The 20,053-nt window shown below is 58.5% G+C and carries 23 protein-coding genes; 3 read left to right on the forward strand and 20 right to left on the reverse strand.

All coding sequences use genetic code 11. From position 1 onward, the window contains the following. Window positions 1-2: 2 nt before the first annotated feature. Together rpsG and rpsL are read right to left on the reverse strand one after the other, a co-directional pair. A complete protein-coding gene (gene rpsG / locus AYT24_RS09955; RefSeq protein ID WP_010933846.1) occupies window positions 3-473 on the reverse strand; it encodes a 30S ribosomal protein S7 in 471 nt (156 codons plus the stop codon). Between the two features lie 24 nt (window positions 474-497). Beyond that, window positions 498-896 carry a 30S ribosomal protein S12 gene (rpsL, locus tag AYT24_RS09960; RefSeq protein WP_010933847.1) on the reverse strand — a complete coding sequence of 133 codons (399 nt, stop codon included), beginning with the start codon at window positions 894-896 and terminating at the stop codon, window positions 498-500. Between the two features lie 416 nt (window positions 897-1,312). Here rpsL and AYT24_RS09965 point away from each other — a divergent pair, with 416 nt between their 5' ends. Continuing rightward, entirely contained in the window at window positions 1,313-2,041 is a 729-nt protein-coding gene (locus tag AYT24_RS09965) for a 4'-phosphopantetheinyl transferase family protein (protein ID WP_010933849.1), read from the forward strand. 281 nt (window positions 2,042-2,322) lie between these two features. Here the strand turns inward: AYT24_RS09965 and AYT24_RS09970 are convergent, their stop codons facing one another. Continuing rightward, window positions 2,323-2,532, reverse strand: coding sequence for a fibrobacter succinogenes major paralogous domain-containing protein (locus AYT24_RS09970; protein WP_226986817.1), 210 nt, complete (start codon window positions 2,530-2,532; stop codon window positions 2,323-2,325). Window positions 2,533-2,818: 286 nt separating this feature from the next. On the opposite strand from AYT24_RS09970, the gene AYT24_RS09975 reads away from it, so the two are divergent. Continuing rightward, window positions 2,819-3,283 carry a YqhA family protein gene (locus tag AYT24_RS09975; protein ID WP_164927167.1) on the forward strand — a complete coding sequence of 155 codons (465 nt, stop codon included), beginning with the start codon at window positions 2,819-2,821 and terminating at the stop codon, window positions 3,281-3,283. 177 nt (window positions 3,284-3,460) lie between these two features. Here the strand turns inward: AYT24_RS09975 and corA are convergent, their stop codons facing one another. From corA to obgE, 12 genes are all read right to left on the reverse strand, one after another. Next, window positions 3,461-4,327, reverse strand: a complete 867-nt coding sequence (corA, locus tag AYT24_RS09980; protein ID WP_226986898.1) for a magnesium/cobalt transporter CorA — start codon at window positions 4,325-4,327, stop codon at window positions 3,461-3,463. Between the two features lie 18 nt (window positions 4,328-4,345). Next, the gene (locus AYT24_RS10645; RefSeq protein WP_264357648.1) at window positions 4,346-4,480 is read right to left on the reverse strand and encodes a hypothetical protein; all 135 of its coding nucleotides are present in this window, start codon (window positions 4,478-4,480) and stop codon (window positions 4,346-4,348) included. 114 nt (window positions 4,481-4,594) lie between these two features. Beyond that, window positions 4,595-5,878, reverse strand: coding sequence for a hypothetical protein (locus AYT24_RS09985; RefSeq protein ID WP_010933857.1), 1,284 nt, complete (start codon window positions 5,876-5,878; stop codon window positions 4,595-4,597). Next, complete coding sequence (locus AYT24_RS09990; protein WP_010933858.1) at window positions 5,875-8,256, reverse strand: hypothetical protein; 2,382 nt, start codon at window positions 8,254-8,256, stop codon at window positions 5,875-5,877. Before AYT24_RS09990 ends, AYT24_RS09985 begins: the two co-directional genes overlap by 4 nt. Beyond that, window positions 8,253-9,749, reverse strand: coding sequence for a polysaccharide biosynthesis C-terminal domain-containing protein (locus tag AYT24_RS09995; RefSeq protein WP_010933859.1), 1,497 nt, complete (start codon window positions 9,747-9,749; stop codon window positions 8,253-8,255). Before AYT24_RS09995 ends, AYT24_RS09990 begins: the two co-directional genes overlap by 4 nt. Beyond that, on the reverse strand, window positions 9,746-10,894 hold the full coding sequence (locus AYT24_RS10000; protein ID WP_164927168.1) for a glycosyltransferase: 1,149 nt from the start codon (window positions 10,892-10,894) through the stop codon (window positions 9,746-9,748). The genes AYT24_RS09995 and AYT24_RS10000 overlap by 4 nt, the downstream gene beginning before the upstream one ends. Continuing rightward, complete coding sequence (locus AYT24_RS10005) at window positions 10,878-11,489, reverse strand: methyltransferase domain-containing protein (protein WP_319792414.1); 612 nt, start codon at window positions 11,487-11,489, stop codon at window positions 10,878-10,880. The genes AYT24_RS10000 and AYT24_RS10005 overlap by 17 nt, the downstream gene beginning before the upstream one ends. Then, window positions 11,456-12,313: a glycosyltransferase family 2 protein gene (locus AYT24_RS10010; RefSeq protein ID WP_010933862.1), complete on the reverse strand. Its 858-nt coding sequence runs from the start codon at window positions 12,311-12,313 to the stop codon at window positions 11,456-11,458. Before AYT24_RS10010 ends, AYT24_RS10005 begins: the two co-directional genes overlap by 34 nt. After that, window positions 12,310-13,443, reverse strand: a complete 1,134-nt coding sequence (locus AYT24_RS10015; RefSeq protein ID WP_226986818.1) for a glycosyltransferase — start codon at window positions 13,441-13,443, stop codon at window positions 12,310-12,312. Before AYT24_RS10015 ends, AYT24_RS10010 begins: the two co-directional genes overlap by 4 nt. Window positions 13,444-13,486: 43 nt before the next feature. Continuing rightward, window positions 13,487-13,753: an HPr family phosphocarrier protein gene (locus AYT24_RS10020; protein WP_010933864.1), complete on the reverse strand. Its 267-nt coding sequence runs from the start codon at window positions 13,751-13,753 to the stop codon at window positions 13,487-13,489. 64 nt (window positions 13,754-13,817) lie between these two features. Beyond that, the gene (locus AYT24_RS10025) at window positions 13,818-14,285 is read right to left on the reverse strand and encodes an N-acetyltransferase (protein ID WP_010933865.1); all 468 of its coding nucleotides are present in this window, start codon (window positions 14,283-14,285) and stop codon (window positions 13,818-13,820) included. Beyond that, window positions 14,272-15,279, reverse strand: coding sequence for a GTPase ObgE (gene obgE, locus AYT24_RS10030; RefSeq protein WP_010933866.1), 1,008 nt, complete (start codon window positions 15,277-15,279; stop codon window positions 14,272-14,274). Before obgE ends, AYT24_RS10025 begins: the two co-directional genes overlap by 14 nt. A gap of 69 nt (window positions 15,280-15,348) precedes the next feature. On the opposite strand from obgE, the gene xseB reads away from it, so the two are divergent. Further along, complete coding sequence (gene xseB / locus AYT24_RS10035) at window positions 15,349-15,636, forward strand: exodeoxyribonuclease VII small subunit (protein ID WP_010933867.1); 288 nt, start codon at window positions 15,349-15,351, stop codon at window positions 15,634-15,636. Window positions 15,637-15,650: 14 nt separating this feature from the next. Here xseB and gatB read toward each other — a convergent pair whose 3' ends face one another. The 5 genes from gatB to AYT24_RS10060 all read right to left on the reverse strand — a co-directional run bounded on the left by gatB (window position 15,651) and on the right by AYT24_RS10060 (window position 19,964). Then, on the reverse strand, window positions 15,651-17,078 hold the full coding sequence (gene gatB / locus AYT24_RS10040) for an Asp-tRNA(Asn)/Glu-tRNA(Gln) amidotransferase subunit GatB (protein ID WP_010933868.1): 1,428 nt from the start codon (window positions 17,076-17,078) through the stop codon (window positions 15,651-15,653). A gap of 45 nt (window positions 17,079-17,123) precedes the next feature. Further along, the gene (locus AYT24_RS10045) at window positions 17,124-17,651 is read right to left on the reverse strand and encodes a hypothetical protein (RefSeq protein ID WP_164927299.1); all 528 of its coding nucleotides are present in this window, start codon (window positions 17,649-17,651) and stop codon (window positions 17,124-17,126) included. A 399-nt stretch (window positions 17,652-18,050) separates the two neighbouring features. After that, window positions 18,051-18,569, reverse strand: coding sequence for an O-acetyl-ADP-ribose deacetylase (locus AYT24_RS10050; protein ID WP_010933872.1), 519 nt, complete (start codon window positions 18,567-18,569; stop codon window positions 18,051-18,053). 48 nt (window positions 18,570-18,617) lie between these two features. Beyond that, entirely contained in the window at window positions 18,618-19,094 is a 477-nt protein-coding gene (locus tag AYT24_RS10055; protein ID WP_164927170.1) for a YkvA family protein, read from the reverse strand. A 42-nt stretch (window positions 19,095-19,136) separates the two neighbouring features. Then, on the reverse strand, window positions 19,137-19,964 hold the full coding sequence (locus AYT24_RS10060) for a rhomboid family intramembrane serine protease (protein ID WP_010933874.1): 828 nt from the start codon (window positions 19,962-19,964) through the stop codon (window positions 19,137-19,139). Between the last annotated feature and the right edge of the window lie 89 nt (window positions 19,965-20,053).

Genomic DNA, 20,053 nt, shown 5'->3' on the forward strand with positions numbered 1-20,053 from the left:
ACTCAGAACCTGAAGTGAGCAAATGCCTTGTTGGCCTCAGCCATGCGATGCACCTCGTCACGCTTCTTTACCGAAGCGCCCTGCTCGTTGGAAGCATCGAGCAGCTCAGCCGCGAGCTTCTCGGCCATCGAACGACCGCCACGACGGGCCGCAAACTGCTTGATCCAGCGGAAAGCCAGTGCGGTTCTCCTGGAAGCCGGAACCTCCATCGGAATCTGGTAGGTAGCGCCACCAACCCTTTTGCTGCGAACCTCGACCAGCGGAGCGACGTTGCCCATCGCCTTGCGGAAAACCTCAAGAGCATCACCACCCTCAACCTTGTTCGCAATAATATCAAAAGCATCATACACAATCTTGGTCGCCACAACCTTCTTGCCATCGAGCATGATTGCATTGATCAGACGAGCAACCGCCTCATCGTTGTAACGAAAATCGCCGCCGCGCGGTCCGTATCCGGAACCCTTCTTTGCCATTATAATCCGAGTTAAGATTCAGTTTTATTTCTTCTTCGCAGGAGCAGCACCAGCCTTCGGAACCTTGGCCCCGTACTTGGAGCGACTCTGCTTGCGATCAGCGACACCCGACGTATCGAGGGAGCCGCGAACGATATGATAACGGACACCAGGAAGATCCTTCACCCTTCCGCCACGAATCAGCACAATGGAGTGCTCCTGAAGGTTATGACCCTCACCCGGAATGTAAGCCGTCACTTCAATCTTGTTGGACAGCCTGACACGAGCGACCTTGCGAAGCGCGGAGTTCGGCTTTTTTGGGGTAGTCGTGTAGACACGGGTGCAAACACCCCTTTTCTGAGGGCATTTTTCCAGAGCTGGTGAGGCGGTCTTTGACGCCTTCATACTTCTTCCGTGCCTGATAAGCTGCTGAATCGTCGGCATACAGTAAACTCTTTTCTATTTCGTTTGAGACTTCTGATGAAAAATCATTCAGGGAAAACCATAAGGACGACCAAAGTAAAAGAATTACCTCAAAAAACAAAATCTCATCTATCGTTTTTTTGACTTACCTGCCTCTTTTATCCATTTTTATCGCCCGCCAAACCCGAATAAGATTAAATTGAGCGATTCTCATCTGCTGAATACCAGGCAAAACCTGCCACGTGAACGTTTTTCTCTTGGAATTGAATCCGGTTTACGCCACTTCCTGAAATCCGTCCCCCCTCCGAGGCTTGTGCAACGAGCGCTCTGGAGTGATCACGCTCCGGGAACGATGCCAGTCAAAAAATCGTAGATTGAGCAAAACGGAACGAGGCGCGCGAAATGGAACCACGGCCGTCCAGAACCTGAGACATGAAATGATGATTATTTCGAAAGAGGCCGTCACCCTCATCCATACCGACACGCACATCGCCGGAATTCCGGAAGAAAAGCTTTTCGAAACGCTTACCGATGAGGAAAAAGAAAAAGCCGATCGATTTCGTTTCGACAACGACCGACATAACTTTCTTCTCCGCAGAGGTCTTCTCCGGCTTCTGCTTGGCGAGACGCTCAGCATTGAACCGTCCCTGATCCGGTTCTCAAGCACGCAGGTCGGCAAGCCGTTCATGACCTTCCCCGAAAACACTGGCCTCTACTTCAACCTCTCCCATTCAGGCCGTCAGATTGTCTACGCTTTTTCAAAACACCCTGAAATGGGCGTTGACATCGAAAGGATACGAACAGTGGATGACATCGATCTGCTGGCCCGCAAATACTTCTCCGCCGAGGAGTACGCGATCATCGTCAACCTGCCCAGTCGCGAAAAAAACAAGGCATTCATCCGGATATGGAGCATCAAGGAAGCCCTGATCAAAGCCAGCGGCTGGCCGCTCGAACACGGCCTTGCCGCCTTCGATGTCGCCACGCAGTACCGCATGACTCGCTTCAAGATGCCATTCGGAGCCAACCGGAGCCTCACCTGCATCACGCCCGTGTTCGACTACATGTGCGGCTTCGCCACCGCGCTGGCCATCCAGCTCGACAACAACGAACCGTTGAACCTTCGCCGCTACTCGCTGCAAAACGGTGAGTATATCGAACTCTGAACAGCTTATCGACTTCGTGCTCTCACAACTCTCCCGCGATCACCATCAGCAAAAAGGAACGTAAGAGAAAAAACATGGAGCCTGTTCACAAACGAAGAGATAGCTATAAACGGCAGGCGATACGCTGATGTGCTTGCGCTCTTTCGACCGTAACCTGAAACAGACTCACTCAAAGTCGAGCAATAAAAAGAATAACCCGGCATTCATTCTTGACAGATAAACAGGCTAATGAGAAGTGAGTTGGTTATCTCTTGCGTTTTGCTACAGCGAAAAGATCGATGTCAATCCTTCACACACCGCACGGCGAAGCCATTCCCGGGGCCAACTTCTCCGCCGCGCAGGGCGTTGTCGTAGAAGCCGAAAGCTCGGGCGAGAGCTTTGCCGTTACTGGCCGGCGTGAAGGTCCAGAAGCGCGCAAACTGGCCGAGCATGAGGGAAACACCGTCAGCATCCCGGCGAGCACCGGAGGGCAAGGCGCCGCAACCGATCAAACGCAACCTTCTTGTGATGGTTGACGACAGCCTTCTTGCCAATCCAGTCCAGTGACGGCATTCGATAACTCCGTGAAAAAGCGTGGTGAGAAGTAACGTTATGTGTTGTAAGCCCTTCAAAGGTCGAAAGAAAACGCCCACTCCATTACAGCCGCAATCTGCCAACAAAAAAAAGAGTAGCGTTGCTGCGCTTGTCTGCACTCACCAGAACTGTTCCATTTCACCCATCCATTACCTAACTTATGCGCTGCAACAACAACGGCTATCAACCCATAAACCAATCACCATGCAGCGACTGCTCTCTTCAAGCCGGTACCTTGTAATCATCGCAGTTGCGGGAACGTTTCTTGCCGCACTGACACTGCTTCTGTATGGGGGTATTTCGGTGGTTCAGCTTATTGCCGATACGGTCATGCACGCAGAAATTTCCGGTAAAACCGGCAAGATGCTCGTGCTCGGCTTCATTGAGAGCATCGATCTGTTCCTGCTAGGCACAGTCTTTTTCATCATCTCGCTGGGGCTGTACGAACTGTTCATCGACGATACACTCGAATTGCCACACTGGCTGGTCATTCATACCCTCGACGATCTGAAAAACAAGCTGATCGGCGTCATCGTCGTGGTGATGTCGGTCGTCTTTCTCGGCCATGTGGTGCAATGGCACGGTGAACAGGAACTGATCTGGCTTGGCGGGGCAATTGCGCTCGTCACCGCAGGACTGACCTATTTTGTCGGCAGCAAGAAAAAGTAGGTGCGGATGTGTTTGTGAATTTCAGTCCGGTCAGGTTTCCCCGCATCTGGCCGGGCCTGATAAACCATTCCTTCAGAACCATTTCCTCGACCGGTAATATTTCATGAAACCCAGAACGATCAGCACCATGAGGCCGAGCACGGCGTAGTAGCCCCACCAGAGGTTCAGTTCCGGCATTTATTTGAAGTTCATGCCGTAAACCCCGGCAATGAACGACAGCGGCATGAAGATCGTGGCGATCATGGTGAGGAACTTCATGATTTCGTTCATCCGGTTGTTGACGCCGGCCAGCCAGGTTTCGTGCATGCTGGTGACGATCTCCCGGAACACCTCGACCGTGTCGATCACGAGAATGACGTGGTCATACACATCCCGGAAATAGTGCTCGACCAGGTCCCCCACCACGGCGAAGTCGTCTCTCGCGACGCTGCCGATGATCTCCCGCAACGGCCAGACCGCTTTGCGGAACATGATCAGCTCCCGCTTGAGCGCGTTGAGGGCATTGAAGGTCTCCTGGCTGAAGGTGGCCATCAGGTCGGCGTCCAGCATATCGATCCGGTTCTCGATCTCTTCGAGTATCGAGAAGTAGTGGTCAACAACCGAATCGACGAGGGCGTAAGCAAGAAAATCGGCCTCGTGCTTTCTGACTTTGGCGTTGCTGCTGCCGATCCGCTGCCGGAGGGCGTCGAACGTGTCGCCCGGCTTTTCCTGAAAGGTGATGAGCCAGCCGGGGCCGAGCACGATGCTCAGCTGTTCCTGGCTGATTTCGCCGGTCTCGCGGTTGAAGTCGAGCATCTGGAGCGACAGGAAGAGGTAGCGTTCGAAATCCTCAACCTTCGGGCGCTGGCCAGTGTGCAGGATGTCCTCCTGCGTCAGCGGATCGATGCCGAACAGCTCCCCGAGCTTTTCGATCACGCCAGTTTCGTGCAGGCCATCGACATTGATCCAGAGCACTTTGAATTTCTCTTTCAGGGCGAAGCACTCTGCGGCATCGCTGACGGACATCGTGACCGTCTGCTTTTCGTCATAGCCGATGACCGTGATTTCAGCCTTCTCGACCTTCTATTCGCCGATATGGATGAGCGAGCCCGGCGGCTGGCCGATCGATTTGTGGCGGCTCCTGAAGAGCCGTTTTTCATACTTCCGCTTGTGGGCATGTCCGTGAAGCGGATGTGGTACGGGCTGCTTGTTCTTCATCGGCGGCTCCTCAATGGTTACCCTTCTTCGTTCATGAGGCAAACCGGTTTGACGGCCTGCCGGTTCCGGATTGGCAAATCAGCAGATCGAATCAAAAGCCCGAACAATAAAGCCTCAATGCAATGGCTGGCTGGCGATCGCTCTCGTCAGCTCGTGCATGACGGTGCCGATGGCGTGCTTCTCCCGGAGCCAGTCAGGCGTGCTGTGCAGGTTCCCGAACGACCAGGCAGAAGCCATCGCACGGAACAGCTCCATGATCGCTTTTGCGTCTCCGGCGGGCGCAGACATGCCGCCGGCATCGAGCACCAGCCGCGACGCTTCGCCATCGGGCGCGATGACGCACAAGGGCAGGCCCATGCCAAGCGCGTCGACCAGGCGATCCGGCACAATGCTTGCGCTGGCCGCGGAGTTCCCCAGCACGGCACAGAAAAACGCTGTCTTCCTGCACTCCTCCAGCTCACTGTCGATTCCGCCGGTTGCATCAACGGTGAAGAGTTTCCGGACCCGTTTTTTGGCAGTGCGGCGCAGAAGCTCCGGCACACCATCGCCGAGAAGCACGATCTCGATGCCTCCGGCGATGATGCCGTCTGCCTGTATCCAGGCCTCAAGGCCGGAGACGAGCGCCTTGAGATTGGCAACAGGCAAATCGGCCACCAGCAACGCGATGCGCAGCACTGTGCCTGAACGGTTCGGCTCCTGCCGCCTGAATGCCGGATGTGACGGATCAAAGGCTGGGGGCACGATGGTCACAAGGTTGTTGTCGAGCTTGCCGTGGTATTTTTTCAGGAAATACTCCTTGAGAAGGCGGTTCGGCGTCAAGATCGGCACGCCCGAGAGCATGACCTGCTCCTCGGCTTTGGCCGCCGCGGAGGAACGGGATGCACCGGGCCGGGGCATCGACGGATCGAGCGGCTCGGTGATGTCGAGCATGATGTTCAGCGAGTGCTTCCGGGCGATGTCAAATGCGAGCCAGAGCGGCTCCAGAGGCGGCCCCTGGGCATAGAGCAGCTCGATCTCCTGATCCTCTTCGAGCAGCCGCTCGACCGTGGCCGTGGCATTTTTCAGCCAGAGTTCGCCGTCAGTCGCGCTTTTGAACGATTTGGCCTGCCGTCCCTTGAACAGCCCCGTCGTACCAGGAACCTCCTGCCCATGCAACAGTGCGCACCGGCCTGCCGCGTCGAGTTCACCGGCATCAAGGTCGGGGGCAATGCGGCACACCTCATTGACGGGATTCGCGCCAGACTTCACGCCCCCAGCCATGCCGGCGATGGCGGGAGGGGCGACGACAACCGGCTCCCAGCCAATGGTGGTGAAATTTGAGGCGAACTTCCATACCCTCGATGCGCTGCCGGTGACGTATGGCGGAAAGTTGCGGGTAAGGATCAGGACTTTTCTCACGGCTTGTCCGAAGATTTGATGGTTTTCGATGACGTTCTTCCGGTAACGATTCCAGCGGCGATGAGACCGATCGACAGGAGCGTGGCGACGAGCGAGACCGTCCGGCCCGTTTCGAAACGGCTCCGGTCATAGACGAACCGCACCTCGTGCTCGCCCGGTGGCACTGCTATGCCACGAATGATGCCATCGATTTTGAGCGTCGGCTGCTCGCGGCCATCGACTGTAAGCTTCCATCGCTCGGGATAGAAGACTTCGCTGAGCACGAGCAAAGCGTCGCCCTCCGCACGAACCTTCATCGCGATCGATTCGGCGCTCCGCTGCATTGAGAGCACCGTGCCGGTCGAAAAACGCTCCATCCCCTGCCACGGAACTCCGGTCACAAATGCTCCGCCGTCGGCACCCCGCCCGGCCATGACCGCCGCGATGGCCTCATCGTCGCTCTGAACGGCGACAGCCCACGGCGCGAACCAGGCTCGCGGCATCGAGCCCGCAAGCTCATACACCGCAACCGGCACTTCGCCGGAAATGAGATTGAGCTTCCCGGCAGCCACCGCCTTCAGCGCAGGATTGTCGATCGGTGCAGGGCTGAGCACATAGCCTACGTTCAGCATCCGCAACACATCGAGGTTGGCCAGATTGTCGGTACGGGCGAGCAGCTCCTGATAGACTCCGAGCTTGGCTGCATGGTAGCCGCCAACCGATTCGATGCCAGCAAGGCTGAACTTGTTTTCAGTGAAAAGGCGGCCTGCCGGATAAATCCGGAACACGCCCGGGCGGCTGGCAAGGAAGCGGGTGATCTCATCACCTTCGAGCGCTCGGTCAAGCGCCGTGCGTTCAACCAGCGGTGAAACCCGCAAGGAGTGGTCATCGGGAGAGACGATGCGATGGTCGATCCAGCCGAGGTCGGCGCACGACAGCGCAACCAGTACGATGGCCACCGCTCTCGCCCCGATCATGCCCCGCGCGGCGATCCACAACAGGCCAGCAATGGCTGCCGCCACAACGATCAGCACGAAGAGGCTCCCGCTCCACAGCTCCCAGCGAAGATTGCCGACCATCGGAACCAGATCGTAGTTGTCGATCTGCACCGCAGGAAAGGCAGCGCGAAGCAGTTGTTTGAGTTCCCCTTCAAACGCGAGAAAGAACACTGCCGCCACACCGATGACGAGACCGCCCCACTTGAACACGGGAGACGATTCTACCAGCGGCCTGTCGAGCCACGCCTGAAGCCCATACCCGGCAAGCAGCGCAAGGCAGAGCGCCACGACGACGAGCGCCATCGACGGCACCCGGAAGGAGCTGAACTTTGGCGCGAAGTAGTAGAAAAGGTCATACACCGGGCTGAAAAAGTTGCCGAATGAGAGCAGAAGCGCCAGCGCCGTCATGGCGGAAAGGAACAGCACCATCGGCTTTTTGCGACCAGCGACGACTCCGGCAATGGCGAAGCCAAGCACGACGAGGCCCGCGTAGTGGGGAAAATCGGTGAAGGGCATGAAGCCCCAGTAGGTGATGCCGCCAAAGCCGAACGCGCCGGGCATCAGGTAGGTAATCAGCTCCAGCGGATGCATCGACCACAGCGTTGCGTAGCGATAAGCCTCGGCGGCATCGCCAGCCCCCGAACGCGCTGAGAAAGGCAGATAGCCGAGCGCAGGCAGATAGACCTGCAAGGCGATAGCCCCGCCAAGCGCGAGCGCCGCGAGGGCGAGCACTCCGACCTTCCCCTTCGAAACGCCGGGCGGCTTCGTGTCGATCAGAATCTTCACCACGAGCAGCGGCACAGCGAGCATCCAGGTGTACCACGCGATCTGCACATGCGCGCGCTGGAGCTGCAAGCCGAGCATCAGCGCCAGTAGTCCCGCGTCGGCAAGGCGGCCCTTTTCGCTGAGGCGAAGCGCCGCCCAGAAAACCCACGGCATGTACGCCGCCGTCATGAGCTGACTACCGTGACCATACACGAGCATGGCGGTCATGTAGGGATTGAGCATAAAGGCCGACCCCGAGAGGAACGCAGGAATGCTGCCGAGACCAAGCCGCCGCGCGAGCACGAAGCCGCCCATTCCGGCAAACACGAGATGCAGAAGCTGAATGTACATCGGGTCGAAATGCAGGAATCCGAACAGCAGGTTCGGCAGATAGAGCTCGCTCAGGTAGCTGAAGGCCTCGACGGTGGGCATTCCCGAAAATGTCCAGGGCTGCCAGAGCGGGTAGCGGCCGGATTGCGCCTGCAATGCTTCGAGCGCTTTGTCGAGCGCCATCGGCGCGACGCTGTCCGGCGAACCCGGCACGAAGCGCAGGGTGAGAAGCGGGCCGAAAGGCACAACGAGCAGAAGGGCTAACAGGGCTATGGCGACCAGGGACGGCCAAGGGGCTTTTTTCACGGCGCGGCGTTCGTTCTTTGACGTTTCAGAAAAGGCATAAAATTTAAAATAACTTCCATCTCCTCCCGTTCCAACCGGAGCGCCCGGATCAGCAGTATATACACGAAACCTCCCGCTACACCTGCCACGGCAAGCAGCATGAGCGGCGGTAGCGACGAGGCCCCGTACCTGATTGCAAGCATGATTGCCCCTACGGCGATACCCGCCGCGAGCGGCTTCCAGAGTTTGCCCGAAAGTGCCGGAATGCCCAGCTGAGAGCGCAATTCAGCCATCCGCACGATGGTCAGCAACGCCATGACGGCGAGCGTCGAGAAGGCCGCCCCGTTCAATCCAAATCGAGGGATCAGGAGCCAGTGCAGAAGAGTCTGAAGCAGCAGCGCCCCGGCCTGATTCATCATGCTCAGCCGCTCCCCGCCGCTCATGGCAAGCACCGTGTTGCCGAGACCAAACGAGGCATACAGAAGCGACGTGACAGCCAGAAGCACCAGCGCTGTCGATCCCGCACCGAAGCCCTTGCCAAACACGGAGAGCACCTCGTCAGGAAAAAGCACGAGCAGCAGGAACGGCACCATGACGAGCATCACAATCCAGCGGTTTACTGTCTCGTAGGTCTCCCGAATGCCTGTATTTTCCTGCCGCCCATGGTATCCGGCGATTATGGGGGCAGCGATCCCGGAAAATGCAAGCAGTACAGAACGCAATAGCCCGGCCGTGCGTGCGGCGGACTGGTAGAGGCCAACCGTACGCACATCGGTCAGAAAACCGAGCATCACCACGTCGATCCAGTGCGACAGGATCGAGAAAAGTGCCACGGCAAGCAGCGGCAGGGAGAACTGCCACAGCTCCCGGTTGCCGTAGGCGCGGCACACGTCGCTCAGGCCGATACCAGTCACTTGCCTGAAACCCGGCAGAATCCAGACGAGTGCCGCCAGCGGCGCAAGTAGAAACGGCAAGGCCAGCGCCGCGCTGACGCCCAAAGCGTAACGGGCGGCAACCATCGTGAGCACCAGCAGCACCGGTTGAATCACCTGCGTGGCCAGCACCTTGGGTAAAAGGTTGTGATGCGCCTGCATGGTAACCCCTGCCATGATCGTCATCACTGACAACGGCAAGGCCAGCGCCGCGCTGCACAGCGCCAGCTGCATAAGCCAGCCTCCGTGCAACAGCCCGGCAACATCCCCCGAAAAGAGCAGCACCAGCACACCGGCAAGCATCGACGCAAGCACCGAACGCTTCATAGCCGACGCGATGATGCTCTTGCGCTTTTCGCCCTCCCGCTGGCTGACAAAGCGCAGCAAGCCCGCATCAAATCCACCTACAGCCACCACTTCGCCCACCTGCATCACGGCGACCACGAGCGCGTAGGTGCCGAGAGCCTCCGCGCCAAGTAACCTTGCCGCCGCGAAGTTGTAGCCAAAGCGGAAGAGCTGGCCGAACGCAAATCCTGCCATCGCGATACTTCCCTCCCTGGCGATGGTCACGTCCCGTTTCACGAGAGCCTCCGTTGCATGGCATTACGCAACTCGTGCACCATCGTTTCGGCAAGCGCCTCCCAGCTGTGCGCTCTGGCGAATGCCTGCCGCGCCGCTTTTCGCCCGTCGGCCAGCGCCTGCGTCACGAGCCGCACGAACTCCTCGGGCGTCGAGGCCACATGCGCTACGCCGCTCGCCTTGCGGACAGCATCGCAATAGTCGATGGCAAGAATCGGCACTCCCGCCGCCGCGTATTCGTAGAGCTTGTTCGGATTGGAAGCTCGCTTCAGTGGACTCCGTTCGAGCGGCATCAGCGCCAGATCGAAGCGCTGCACCCACGCCGGAAGCTCGTCGTAGCCAACCTTGCCGACCCAGTGAACATTCGGCAGGGACAACAACTCAACGTGCCTATCCGCCCAGTCATGCGCATATGCCGGGCCAACGAGAACGACGCTGTACTCCGGCCAAGCGCGGGCGACCGAGGCGACGAGATCGGCATCGATCCAGTCCATCGCGCCAGCGTAGCCGAGTATCGGACCCGGTAGCGAGCAAAGCTGTTCCGGCGTTTCGGGACGCGGCACAGCGAAGTGGTCGAACTCGACGCCGTTGCCGAGTTCGACGCAGCGCTGCTCCGGTCGTGGACTGAGCTTGTCGAGCAACGGATTGCTCACGTAAAAAATCAGGTCGGCCTTTTCGACAAAGCGATGCATGGATTCGCGCAGCCACGGCTGGCCGGACGTGAAACCGAGGTGATCGTCGTTGGCATCGTAAAAACGCACCCGGCACGGCATCGAGGCGGCCACCCCGCCCCAGTAGATGTTGCTCAGCCCGATGAGCCGCTCAGAGGACGAAAAGCCGAGCGCCTGGCACCAGAATGCGGCGATCATCCGGCCTGCAAGCGCGACAAGCCAGCGGATAAGCGCGTTGTCGAAAAGCTGCGGCTCACCCGACGGAATGTTTTTGAGGAACGGCACGGTCACCACCGTCACGCGCCCGCGCTTCGCGGGCAGCCAGTGGCTCCGGCGGCCAACGGCGAACGGCTCGACGAAGAGGATGCGCCACTGTTCCGGAAAGCGATTGAGCAGGCGCTGCTTCCGGGTAGAGAGAAAGTCCCACTGGATTTCGGAGAACCAGATGAGATCGATGTGCTCAGCGCCGTGCCGCAAGCTCGTAAATCCTGATTTTTTCGAAAATGCACCGCAGGAGGGGACGGACGCCGCGCAGGCAGAAAAGAGGCGAACGGATGCCAAACTCCGCGCAGCGCACTACCTCAAAGCCAGAGCGAGACAGAAGCGCTTCGAGTGAGCGGCGAGGCATTTCGTGGAAGTGGTCGGGACTTTGCAGAAAGCCCGGCTTCCTCGCCGGAGTCGAGAGAAACAGGCGCGACGACGGGGCGGGATCGAGCGCGGCGCGAATCTGGAGCAGAAGATGGAGCGGGTTGTAGAGGTGCTCGATCACCTCGAACGCCGTCACCACCGGATAGCGAGTAGCCACGTTGAGTGGCTCGGTGTCGAGATCGACCGAGGTCGTGTCGAAACGGCAGCCGAAGTGCGCTTCGAGCATGGCGGTCATGGGCGTGCGGTCGCCAATGTCGAGTCCCGCCTGCACCGGAAGCGAGATTGCTTCAGACGCCGCGACGAATGCCAAACTCATCTCCCACCGCATCCGGTGGGCCGGGTCAGCGCTCCAAGCGCCATCAACGACCGTCCGAAACTCCTGGCCGCGCGTCATGCCTCTTCCCGCTCTTGCGATGACGTCCACCTGAAAAACTGGAAGCGCAGCAGACCGAGCAGCGCGCGGAAGGGCAGAAGCAGCGGATAGAGCACAAGGCCGCCGATCATGCCGTGCTTGGCGAACAGCATCATCGCCGCACCGCTTTTACGGAGCTGCTTGCCGAGGTTCATCTCGCCGCCGGAGGAAGCCGAAACGCGATGCCAGATACGCGACGCGGGCTGGTACATGACGATGAGGCCGCGCTCGCGCACCTTCATCGAGAGATCGACATCCTCGCCGTACATCCGGAACCGCTCGTCAAAACCACCGACCTCCTCGAACACGCGGCACCTCATTGCCAGGCAGCAACCGGTGGCGTACCAGACCGGCTCCGGCGTATCGAAGCGCGGCCCGTCAGGCTGGCGAATACCGGTGTGCTCAATCAGCCCGGTCGCTGATTCGAGCACGCCGCCCGCGTACCAGATGCGCCCCGGATCGTCCATGTAGAGAATTTTCGGCGCGGCAATGCCTACCCACGGCTTTTGCAGTTCGTCGAGCAGAGGCTGGAGAAAACCGGGATCGACGACGGTGTCGTTGTTCAGGAACACCACGCGGTCAAAGCCGCGCCCGCGCAGAGAACGGAATGCCGCGTTGTTGCCGGCTGCGAAGCCGAGGTTGCGCCCAAGCTCGAGAATCTCGACCTCCGGAAACGCCTGGCGAACGAGGCCCACCGTGCCATCGGTAGAACCGTTGTCCGCCAGAATGACCGTAAACGCTGGCTGCCGCACCTTCGCGAGTGAGGCCAGGCAGGCGAGGGTATCGGCTGCACCGTTCCAGCCCAGCACAATGACCGCAGTTTTTCCGCCATTCATGCCGATCTCCGGCTGCACGTTTCCAGAAAAGTCGCAGCTTGCGAAGCGAATTCGCGCCACGAATTGCGGCGGCGGAAGTCGCTGATGCCCTCCTCCAGCGGCAGGCGCTCTCGCTCGCGGAAAAAGTCGAGAATCCCGTCAGCCAGTGCCTCGGCGCCCTCCTCGCGGACGAGCCAGCCGGTACGTCCGTGCTCGACCTGATTGCCGAGGCCGCCGGTGTCGCAGGCGATCACCGGCACGCCGTGGCCGAGCGCGAGTGGCACGATGCCCGACTGCGTGGCCGAGCGGTAGGGCAGCACCACCGCATCGGCGGCAGCCATCAGCGTAGCGACCTCACCAGCGGGCACGTACCCTTCGCGGAATTCGACCGCGCCATCGATACCGAGCCGTCGGGCCTCTTCCCGAAAACGCGATGAGCCGAGAATGAACTCCCCGGCCACGACAAGCCGCGCCGACGACTCGCGTTGAAGCACAAGCGCCATCGCTTCGAACAAGGTGTCAAGGCCCTTGTATTCCCGAACGTAGCCGAAAAAGAGCAGCACCGGCGCATCCTCCGGCAATCCGATCGAACGCCGTGCGGCGGCTTTTGATGGCCCGGGGGTCTGTCGTTCGTAGAGCGGATGGAACAGGCGTAGCGTTTTCGCAGCCGGAGCAAACGCCCGCAACTCCGACTCGACCGTTTGGGAGAGGGTAATGAATCCGTCGGACGACGAGACAAGCATGCGCTTTAGCATCGATTCTCCCGAAATGGGTTCATGAGAGGTGAAGTTGTGAAGCAGCACGAAGGTTGGCAGTCCACTTGCCCGGCGCATGAGCGCGCAAAGCGGGGCGAGAACGCCGCTCCAGTAAGCGATAAGCAGCACATCTGGTTTGATATTGCGAAGCTTTCGGGCCGCCGTGATCCAGCTCAACGGATTCATGAGATCGAAGGTGAATGGCGAAGCGGGCACGTCAGATTCTCCAGGCTCTGTCGCCGTACGACCATTCATGAGCCATCGCGGATACAGCCGCCGAAAAGGCATAGGCACCACCTCGCATCCCGCCGCTTCGAAAGCCCGGCGCAACTCATCGCTGAATCGGGCGATTCCACCCTTGAGCGGCGGAAACGGACTGAGCAACGCTATCTGCAAGGGCGTCAAGGGATCAGGATTCCGGTTTGGTTTCGCGTTGTTGCTACGCTTCGCCGAACCCCTGTTCGAAAAATTCGATAAGGTGCTTGGCCGCTTCTGCTTCGTCCTCGCCCTCCAGTTTGAGCACCATGCGCGACCCTTTGGGCGCGGCCAGGCTCATGACGCCGATGATCGACTTGGCGTTGATTTCCAAGCCATCCATCTCGATGAAAAAGTCCGACTTGAATCTGGAGGCGAGCTTGACGACCGCCGCCGCTGGCCGGGTGTGCAGACCCGCGCTGTTTCTGATAATCACTTCCTGGACAATCACTGGTACTGGTGGCCGGTTAAAGGTTATCACTGGATTAGAGCTGGCTGGGCCTCTGATTGGCCCCTTACAACGTTTTGACCATGGCGATTTCGTCACATGCCATGCGTTTCGGGCAATTGGTGCAATCACGCCAGATTTTCTGGGGAAAATACTCCTTTTCGATCTCTTTGTACCCCATTCTCTTGAAAAATCCGGAATTCAGGGTCAGCACGAATACCTCGTTAACTCCCTCTTCGCTCAGCACGGCCTCTGCCTTTTCTACCAGAAGACGCCCGATTCCCTTGTTCCGAAACTCTTCGAGCACGGCGAGCGAGCGGATTTCAGCGAGCTTCACCGTGTAAAATGCGATGGCACAGCATCCGATGACTTGGCCTTTGTAGTCGGCCACGAAAAAATCACGGATATGCTCGATAATATTCTCGACCGAGCGCTTGAGCATGATCCCCTCACCCGCATAGCCCTCGGTGATTCGTGAAATGGCCGAAGCGTCGGCAAGACGCGCATTTCTGACGCAGGTATCAGCTGCCGGCATGTTCAGAAGGTGACTGGTTCTGGAGAGAGACCTGCCGCCACAGCTCATCCTTGAGTGCCTTGAGTCCCTGTCCCGCCACACTCGATATGGCGAGCACCTTGACCCCTTTTTCAAGCTCCGGCATGGTGAAATCCTCAGGCGCAATATCCATCTTGGTGATCACCACGAGTCTTGGCTTGGAGAGCAGCGACGGGTCGAACTTCTCCAGCTCCTTCAGGAGCGTGGCGTACTCGGCGGCAATATCCTCCGTATTGGACGGAACCATGATGAGCAGCGTCTTGGTGCGCTCGATGTGGCGCAGGAACTGGATGCCCAGGCCGCGCCCTTCCGCCGCCCCTTCGATGATGCCCGGAATATCGGCCATGACGAAGGATTTGTAGTCCTCATAGCGCACAATGCCGAGATTCGGCACCAGCGTCGTGAACGGGTAGTCGGCGATTTTCGGCCGTGCCGCGCTGAGTACCGAGATCAGCGTCGATTTGCCTGCGTTGGGAAAACCAACGAGGCCGACGTCGGCCATCAGCTTCAGCTCCATTTCGAGTTCGTACTCCTCGCCCGGCTCGCCGGGCTGGGCGAATCGCGGAGCCTGCCGGGTCGCCGTGGCGAAGTGCTGGTTGCCCCAGCCACCGCGTCCGCCCTTGGCGATCATTATCTCCTGCCCGTCCTCGACCATGTCGCATATCACCTCGCCGGTCTCGACGTTGCGCACCACCGTGCCGCACGGCACGCCAATGATGACGTCCTTGCCATCCTTGCCGCTCTTGCGAGCGCCAAGCCCATGCCCGCCGCGGCCGGCGATGTAGGATTTGCGGTACTTGAAATCGAGCAGAGTGGTAAGCTGCTTGTTGGCGCGCAGATAGACGTGGCCACCACGGCCACCGTCACCGCCATCAGGCCCGCCTTTCGGCACGAACTTCTCTCTCCTGAAACTCACGCAACCCCGACCGCCGTCACCAGCCTTCACCGAGATTTTCGCACTATCGACAAACTTCACGCTTCCGTCCTTTTTGTAATAATCGCTATCGTTACCTATGTTACTCTCAATTTTAAACCAGACCGACCGATGCCCGCTTCAAGCAAATCCCGCACAAGTGCCGTGCCGACCATCGAAGAGCTGATCCAGCGCCTCGAAGAGATCACCCGGAACATCGAAAACCCGGACACCGGGCTTGAAAACTCCATCGCGCTTTACGAGGAGGGAATGTCGCTCGCCGAGGAGTGCCGTAAGCGCTTGCTGGAGACCCGCAAGAAGCTTGAAACGATCAACCCCGCCGAGACCGCCCGGCCCGCCAAACCTGAAAACGCTCCCGAAAGCCCCCGCATGAACGATCTGTTCGGCACGGAGAGCTGACGAGTCAACCCTGCTCAGGCGTCGAGCATCGACCTCAGAATATCGTTCACCATTTTCGGGTTCGCCTTGCCCTTCATCTTCTGCATACATTGGCCGACGAAGAAACCAAAAAGCTGCGTTTTGCCGCTGCGGTACTGTTCGAGCTGCTTCTGATTCGCTTCGAGAATCTCCCTGATGGCCGCCTCGATGGCTCCCCTGTCCGAAACCTGCGCCAGCCCCTCGCGCTCGACAATGGCTTCCGCCGTCGCCTCGTCCTGCTGCATGATCTCGAACACCTGCTTGGCAATGGTGTTGCTGATCGCGCCCGCGTTGATGAGTTTGATCAGGCCGCCGAGCCGCTCCGGCGAAATGGCGAATTTGTGAATGTCGAGATACTTCTCCTTCAGCGTGCGCATCACTTCACCCATCACCCAGTTCGACGAGGCTTTGGCGTCGCCCGACACCTTGACCGTTGATTCGAAATAGTCGGCCAGCTCTCGGTCCACGGTGATAACGCCAGCGTCGTACGCCGGAATGCCGAACTCGGAAACGAAACGCGCCGCGCGATCTTCCGGGAACTCCGGCAACTCCTCCTGCATCCGGCGGATCATACCGTCGTCTACCAGCACCGGCACAAGGTCCGGATCAGGAAAGTAGCGGTAGTCGTGGGCGTGCTCCTTGCCGCGCATCGAACGGGTTTCGAGCTTGTCGGCATCCCACAGGCGCGTCTCCTGCACAATCGTGCCGCCGCCCTCGATCACCTCGATGTGGCGCTTGGCTTCGTACTCGATGGCGCGCTCGACGTTGCGGAACGAGTTCATGTTCTTGATCTCCGTGCGGGTGCCGTACTCGGTCGCACCAACCGGCCTGACCGAGACGTTGGCGTCGCAGCGAAGGCTACCCTCCTCCATGTTGCCGTCGGAGATACCGAGGTACCTGACGATCTGGCGCAGCTTCTGCAGGTAGGCCGAGGCCTCCTTCGGCGTGCGCATGTCGGGGTAGCTCACGATCTCCAGCAGCGGCACGCCGCAACGGTTCACGTCGATGTAGGTGTCGTCGCCGATGTCGTGGATCGATTTACCCGCGTCCTCCTCAATGTGAATCCTCACCAGACGAACATCCTTGCCCCCCTCTTCGAGATCGATATGGATCACTCCCTCCGAGCAGATCGGCTCTTCGTACTGCGAAATCTGGTAGCCCTTGGGAAGGTCAGGATAGAAGTAGTTCTTGCGCGCCAGAATCGAGTGACGGGCGATGGTGCAGTTGGTGGCCAGGCCGAGCTTGACGGCGTCCTCAACCACGCGGGCGTTCAGCACCGGCAGCGCGCCGGGAAGCGCCAGGCAGACCGGACAGACGTTGGTGTTGGCCGGTTTGCCGAACTTGGCAGAACAGCCGCAGAATGCCTTGCTTTCGGTATTGAGCTGACAGTGGACCTCGAGGCCCACGACAATTTCATAGTTCATCAGAAAATGAGATAGTGATAAAAACCTTGTCGAATGCCGGTCGAATCACCGGTACTGCCTGAAAGTGAACTTCTGGGCGCCAACAGTGAGTTCTCCCATCAAGCCCGCGTTAGGCATGGCAAAAACGGCCACGCCGTTCGAGTAGTCGGTATTGGTGGCCATGCCGGCCCTGACGGCAACAACAGCAAACTGAGCGCTCAGCTCGTAATTGCCTTTGGTGAAGTCAGCAAGCGCCGCCCGGTCCTTGAAGAAAATGATCTCGGAAAATGATTGTCCGCCGAGCTGAGGCCCAACATTGAACATCGTCACAGTCGCATGGCCAATGGGCCGTCCCTGATCGAAAACCACCCCTTTGCCGTGACCGCCGCCGACGATCATGAACCCGCCCTTGTAGATATCAGAAAAAACCGCATAACCATAAGCCTTTGAAAAGAAACGCTCAAGAGACGGATCAGCTTTCCTGAACATCCCTATTGTCCGCTCGGCATTAACCTCGTCAGCCGGATCCCAGCCCGCACGAGCCGTTCCAAAAAGCATTGTCACCGCCGCCAAAGCAATCAGCAGCGCCCGCATCAAATGTACTCTCTTCATCATGGCAACCATTTTTTCGTTGGATAATAAAATCAAACCGGCAAAAAGTTGCAACGCAACACCAGCTTATAATGTACGATTTTCCAGCCTGAAAACCCGGATCGCGTCAGAGCGTAAAAAACCGAAAAATCAATTGGTTGGACGCTAAACGAGAGCAATTCATTCGGATGAGAGGGGAGCCCCATCAGTTCGCCAGAGAATGCCAGCGAAATCGTTGCCAACAGTTTGCAGGGACATGCGATTTCGATTCAGCCGCGCTGCGTTATTACGCCGATGCTTTACGCTTTCGAAAAGCTGGCTACAGGACAATGCCCAGCTTATTCAGCATTTGATTCGATATATGATACCTATTTCCCGTGGCGATACTGACGGCGCAAAGCCTCATCCGGCAGCAAGCGCCTTCTGGTAAACGTCGAGATCACGGTCTGAAAAGCAGCAGAAAATGACCTTTTCGATACCCCTTTCGTCCGCGAGCATTTCGCGCACTGTCGTGATGGCGATAGCAGCGGCCTGTTCGACGGGATAGCCGTAGATGCCGGTGCTGATGGAGGGGAAGGCGATGGTACGGCAATGGTGCTCGATGGCGAGCTTCAGCGAGTTGCGGTAGCATGAGGCAAGGAGTTCGGCTTCGCCGTGGTTGCCGCCATGCCAGACCGGGCCAACGGTGTGGATGACAAACGTTGCGGGCAGCCGGTAGCCCTTCGTGATCTTCGCTTCGCCAGTGAGACATCCTCCAAGTTCGCGGCATGCTTCGAGCAGCTTCGGCCCTGCCGCCCGGTGAATCGCCCCGTCAACGCCTCCGCCGCCAAGCAGCGAAGTGTTCGCCGCATTGACAATGGCATCGACCGTCAGCGAGGTGATGTCCGCCTTTATGGCATGGATCAACACATTATCTGGCACAGTTGTCCCGTTTTTATGCTTCGGACAACAAGCATTATCAATTGTCAACTATCCATTATCAATCGAGTCCGCCTTCACCTCTTCAAAATCGGCATCGATCACTCTTGGAATTGGCTCTCCCGAGTTTTGAGCGGTCATTTTTTCCCAGTCGAGAAACTCGTTGAGGTCGTGGTTGATCGAGGCGAGCACGGCAGTGAGCACGGCGGCGTCGTCGAAAAAGCCGATCAGCGGGAGAAAGTCGGCAATCGCGTCGAACGGGTTGATGAAGTAGAGAAGCGCCGCAACGGCGAGAATGACGGTTTGCCAGGGCACGACCCGGTACTGGCGGTTGACGTAGGCACGAACAAGCCTGATGATTGCCTGAAACTTGTCGGTCAGCTCGCCGAATGGCGATGAGGTGCTCGCACTGCCAACCATATGCAGCGCGGCGTCGATGACATTCCTGATTTTTTCAGGGTCGCGCAGGATCTCTTCGGCGGCCTTGCGGGCGCGCTCGAAAATGCGGCCTTCCTTTTTGCTTTTCATGCCGGAGTGGTGCATATCGTGCAGGGGTGCGCCGCCGGAGGATCAGCGTTTACCTGCCTTGAGCAATGTGCGTTTTTCCTCCGCCGTCAGGGAGTCGTAACCCCTGCTCGAAATCTTGTCGAGAATCCGGTCGATCTCGGCTTCGGAGGTATCGTCATCCTTGCCGCCGCCTTGCCAGAGAACCGGCCCTTTCGGTTTTTTTGGCAGAGAGAAGTCCCGAAACATCCGCTTGATCGTCCATTCATTCCGCCGGATCACGATGTAGATATAGCCGAAAAGCATACCGCCAAGATGGGCGAAATAGGCGATGTCGCTGCCGCTGCCCATCGTCCGGTTGCCGAGACCCATGATGAACTCGATCAGGGCGTATCCGGCCACGAAGTACTTGGTCTTGATCGGCAGAAGGAAGTAGAGATAGATGTATCGGTCGGGGAACATCATACCGAACGCGAGCAGCACACCGAAAATGGCTCCAGAGGCGCCAATGGTCGGGTAGGGGCTGCCGTAGGTCGCCAGAAGATTGATGAGCGCGGCGCCAATGCCACAGATAAAATAGAAACTGACGAAGTTTCTGGTTCCCCAGTAGTTTTCGATTTCAACGCCGAACATCCAGAGCGCGAACATGTTGAAAAAGATGTGCGCGAAACTGCCATGCAGAAAGAGATAGGTAATGGGTTGCCAGAGGTGAAACGAGTAGCCCGCCGGGTTGTGCGAGCCTATTGGCCAGAGTGCGCCAAACGTGGTGAGGGCAGGGCCGAAAGCGCTGTTCTGGAAGAGGAACACAATCACATTGGTGATGATGATCGCCTTGATGGCCGGCGGCATCACCTGGAAGCCGCCGGGCGAGTATGGCTGGTCGTATCGGGTCATTTAGCAGCGTTTGCAATGAGGGCGCGTCTGGAAAACATGCTGACCGGTGTCGAGCCGTTTCTCAGACGCGCCCATGATTGTTCATACGG

The sequence above is a fragment of the Chlorobaculum tepidum TLS genome, from assembly GCF_000006985.1.
Classification (GTDB): Bacteria; Bacteroidota; Chlorobiia; order Chlorobiales; family Chlorobiaceae; genus Chlorobaculum; species Chlorobaculum tepidum.

Bases quoted from the DNA above. Each gene is read 5' to 3' on its own strand.
- rpsG (WP_010933846.1), bottom strand. From the start codon at position 473: ATGGCAAAGAAGGGTTCCGGATACGGACCGCGCGGCGGCGATTTTCGT.
- rpsL (WP_010933847.1), bottom strand. From the start codon at position 896: ATGCCGACGATTCAGCAGCTTATCAGGCACGGAAGAAGTATGAAGGCG.
- AYT24_RS09965 (WP_010933849.1), top strand. From the start codon at position 1,313: ATGATGATTATTTCGAAAGAGGCCGTCACCCTCATCCATACCGACACG.
- AYT24_RS09975 (WP_164927167.1), top strand. From the start codon at position 2,819: ATGCAGCGACTGCTCTCTTCAAGCCGGTACCTTGTAATCATCGCAGTT.
- AYT24_RS10645 (WP_264357648.1), bottom strand. From the start codon at position 4,480: ATGAAGAACAAGCAGCCCGTACCACATCCGCTTCACGGACATGCCCAC.
- AYT24_RS10010 (WP_010933862.1), bottom strand. From the start codon at position 12,313: ATGAATGGCGGAAAAACTGCGGTCATTGTGCTGGGCTGGAACGGTGCA.
- AYT24_RS10025 (WP_010933865.1), bottom strand. From the start codon at position 14,285: ATGCCGGCAGCTGATACCTGCGTCAGAAATGCGCGTCTTGCCGACGCT.
- xseB (WP_010933867.1), top strand. From the start codon at position 15,349: ATGCCCGCTTCAAGCAAATCCCGCACAAGTGCCGTGCCGACCATCGAA.
- gatB (WP_010933868.1), bottom strand. From the start codon at position 17,078: ATGAACTATGAAATTGTCGTGGGCCTCGAGGTCCACTGTCAGCTCAAT.
- AYT24_RS10045 (WP_164927299.1), bottom strand. From the start codon at position 17,651: ATGCGGGCGCTGCTGATTGCTTTGGCGGCGGTGACAATGCTTTTTGGA.
- AYT24_RS10055 (WP_164927170.1), bottom strand. From the start codon at position 19,094: ATGAAAAGCAAAAAGGAAGGCCGCATTTTCGAGCGCGCCCGCAAGGCC.
- AYT24_RS10060 (WP_010933874.1), bottom strand. From the start codon at position 19,964: ATGACCCGATACGACCAGCCATACTCGCCCGGCGGCTTCCAGGTGATG.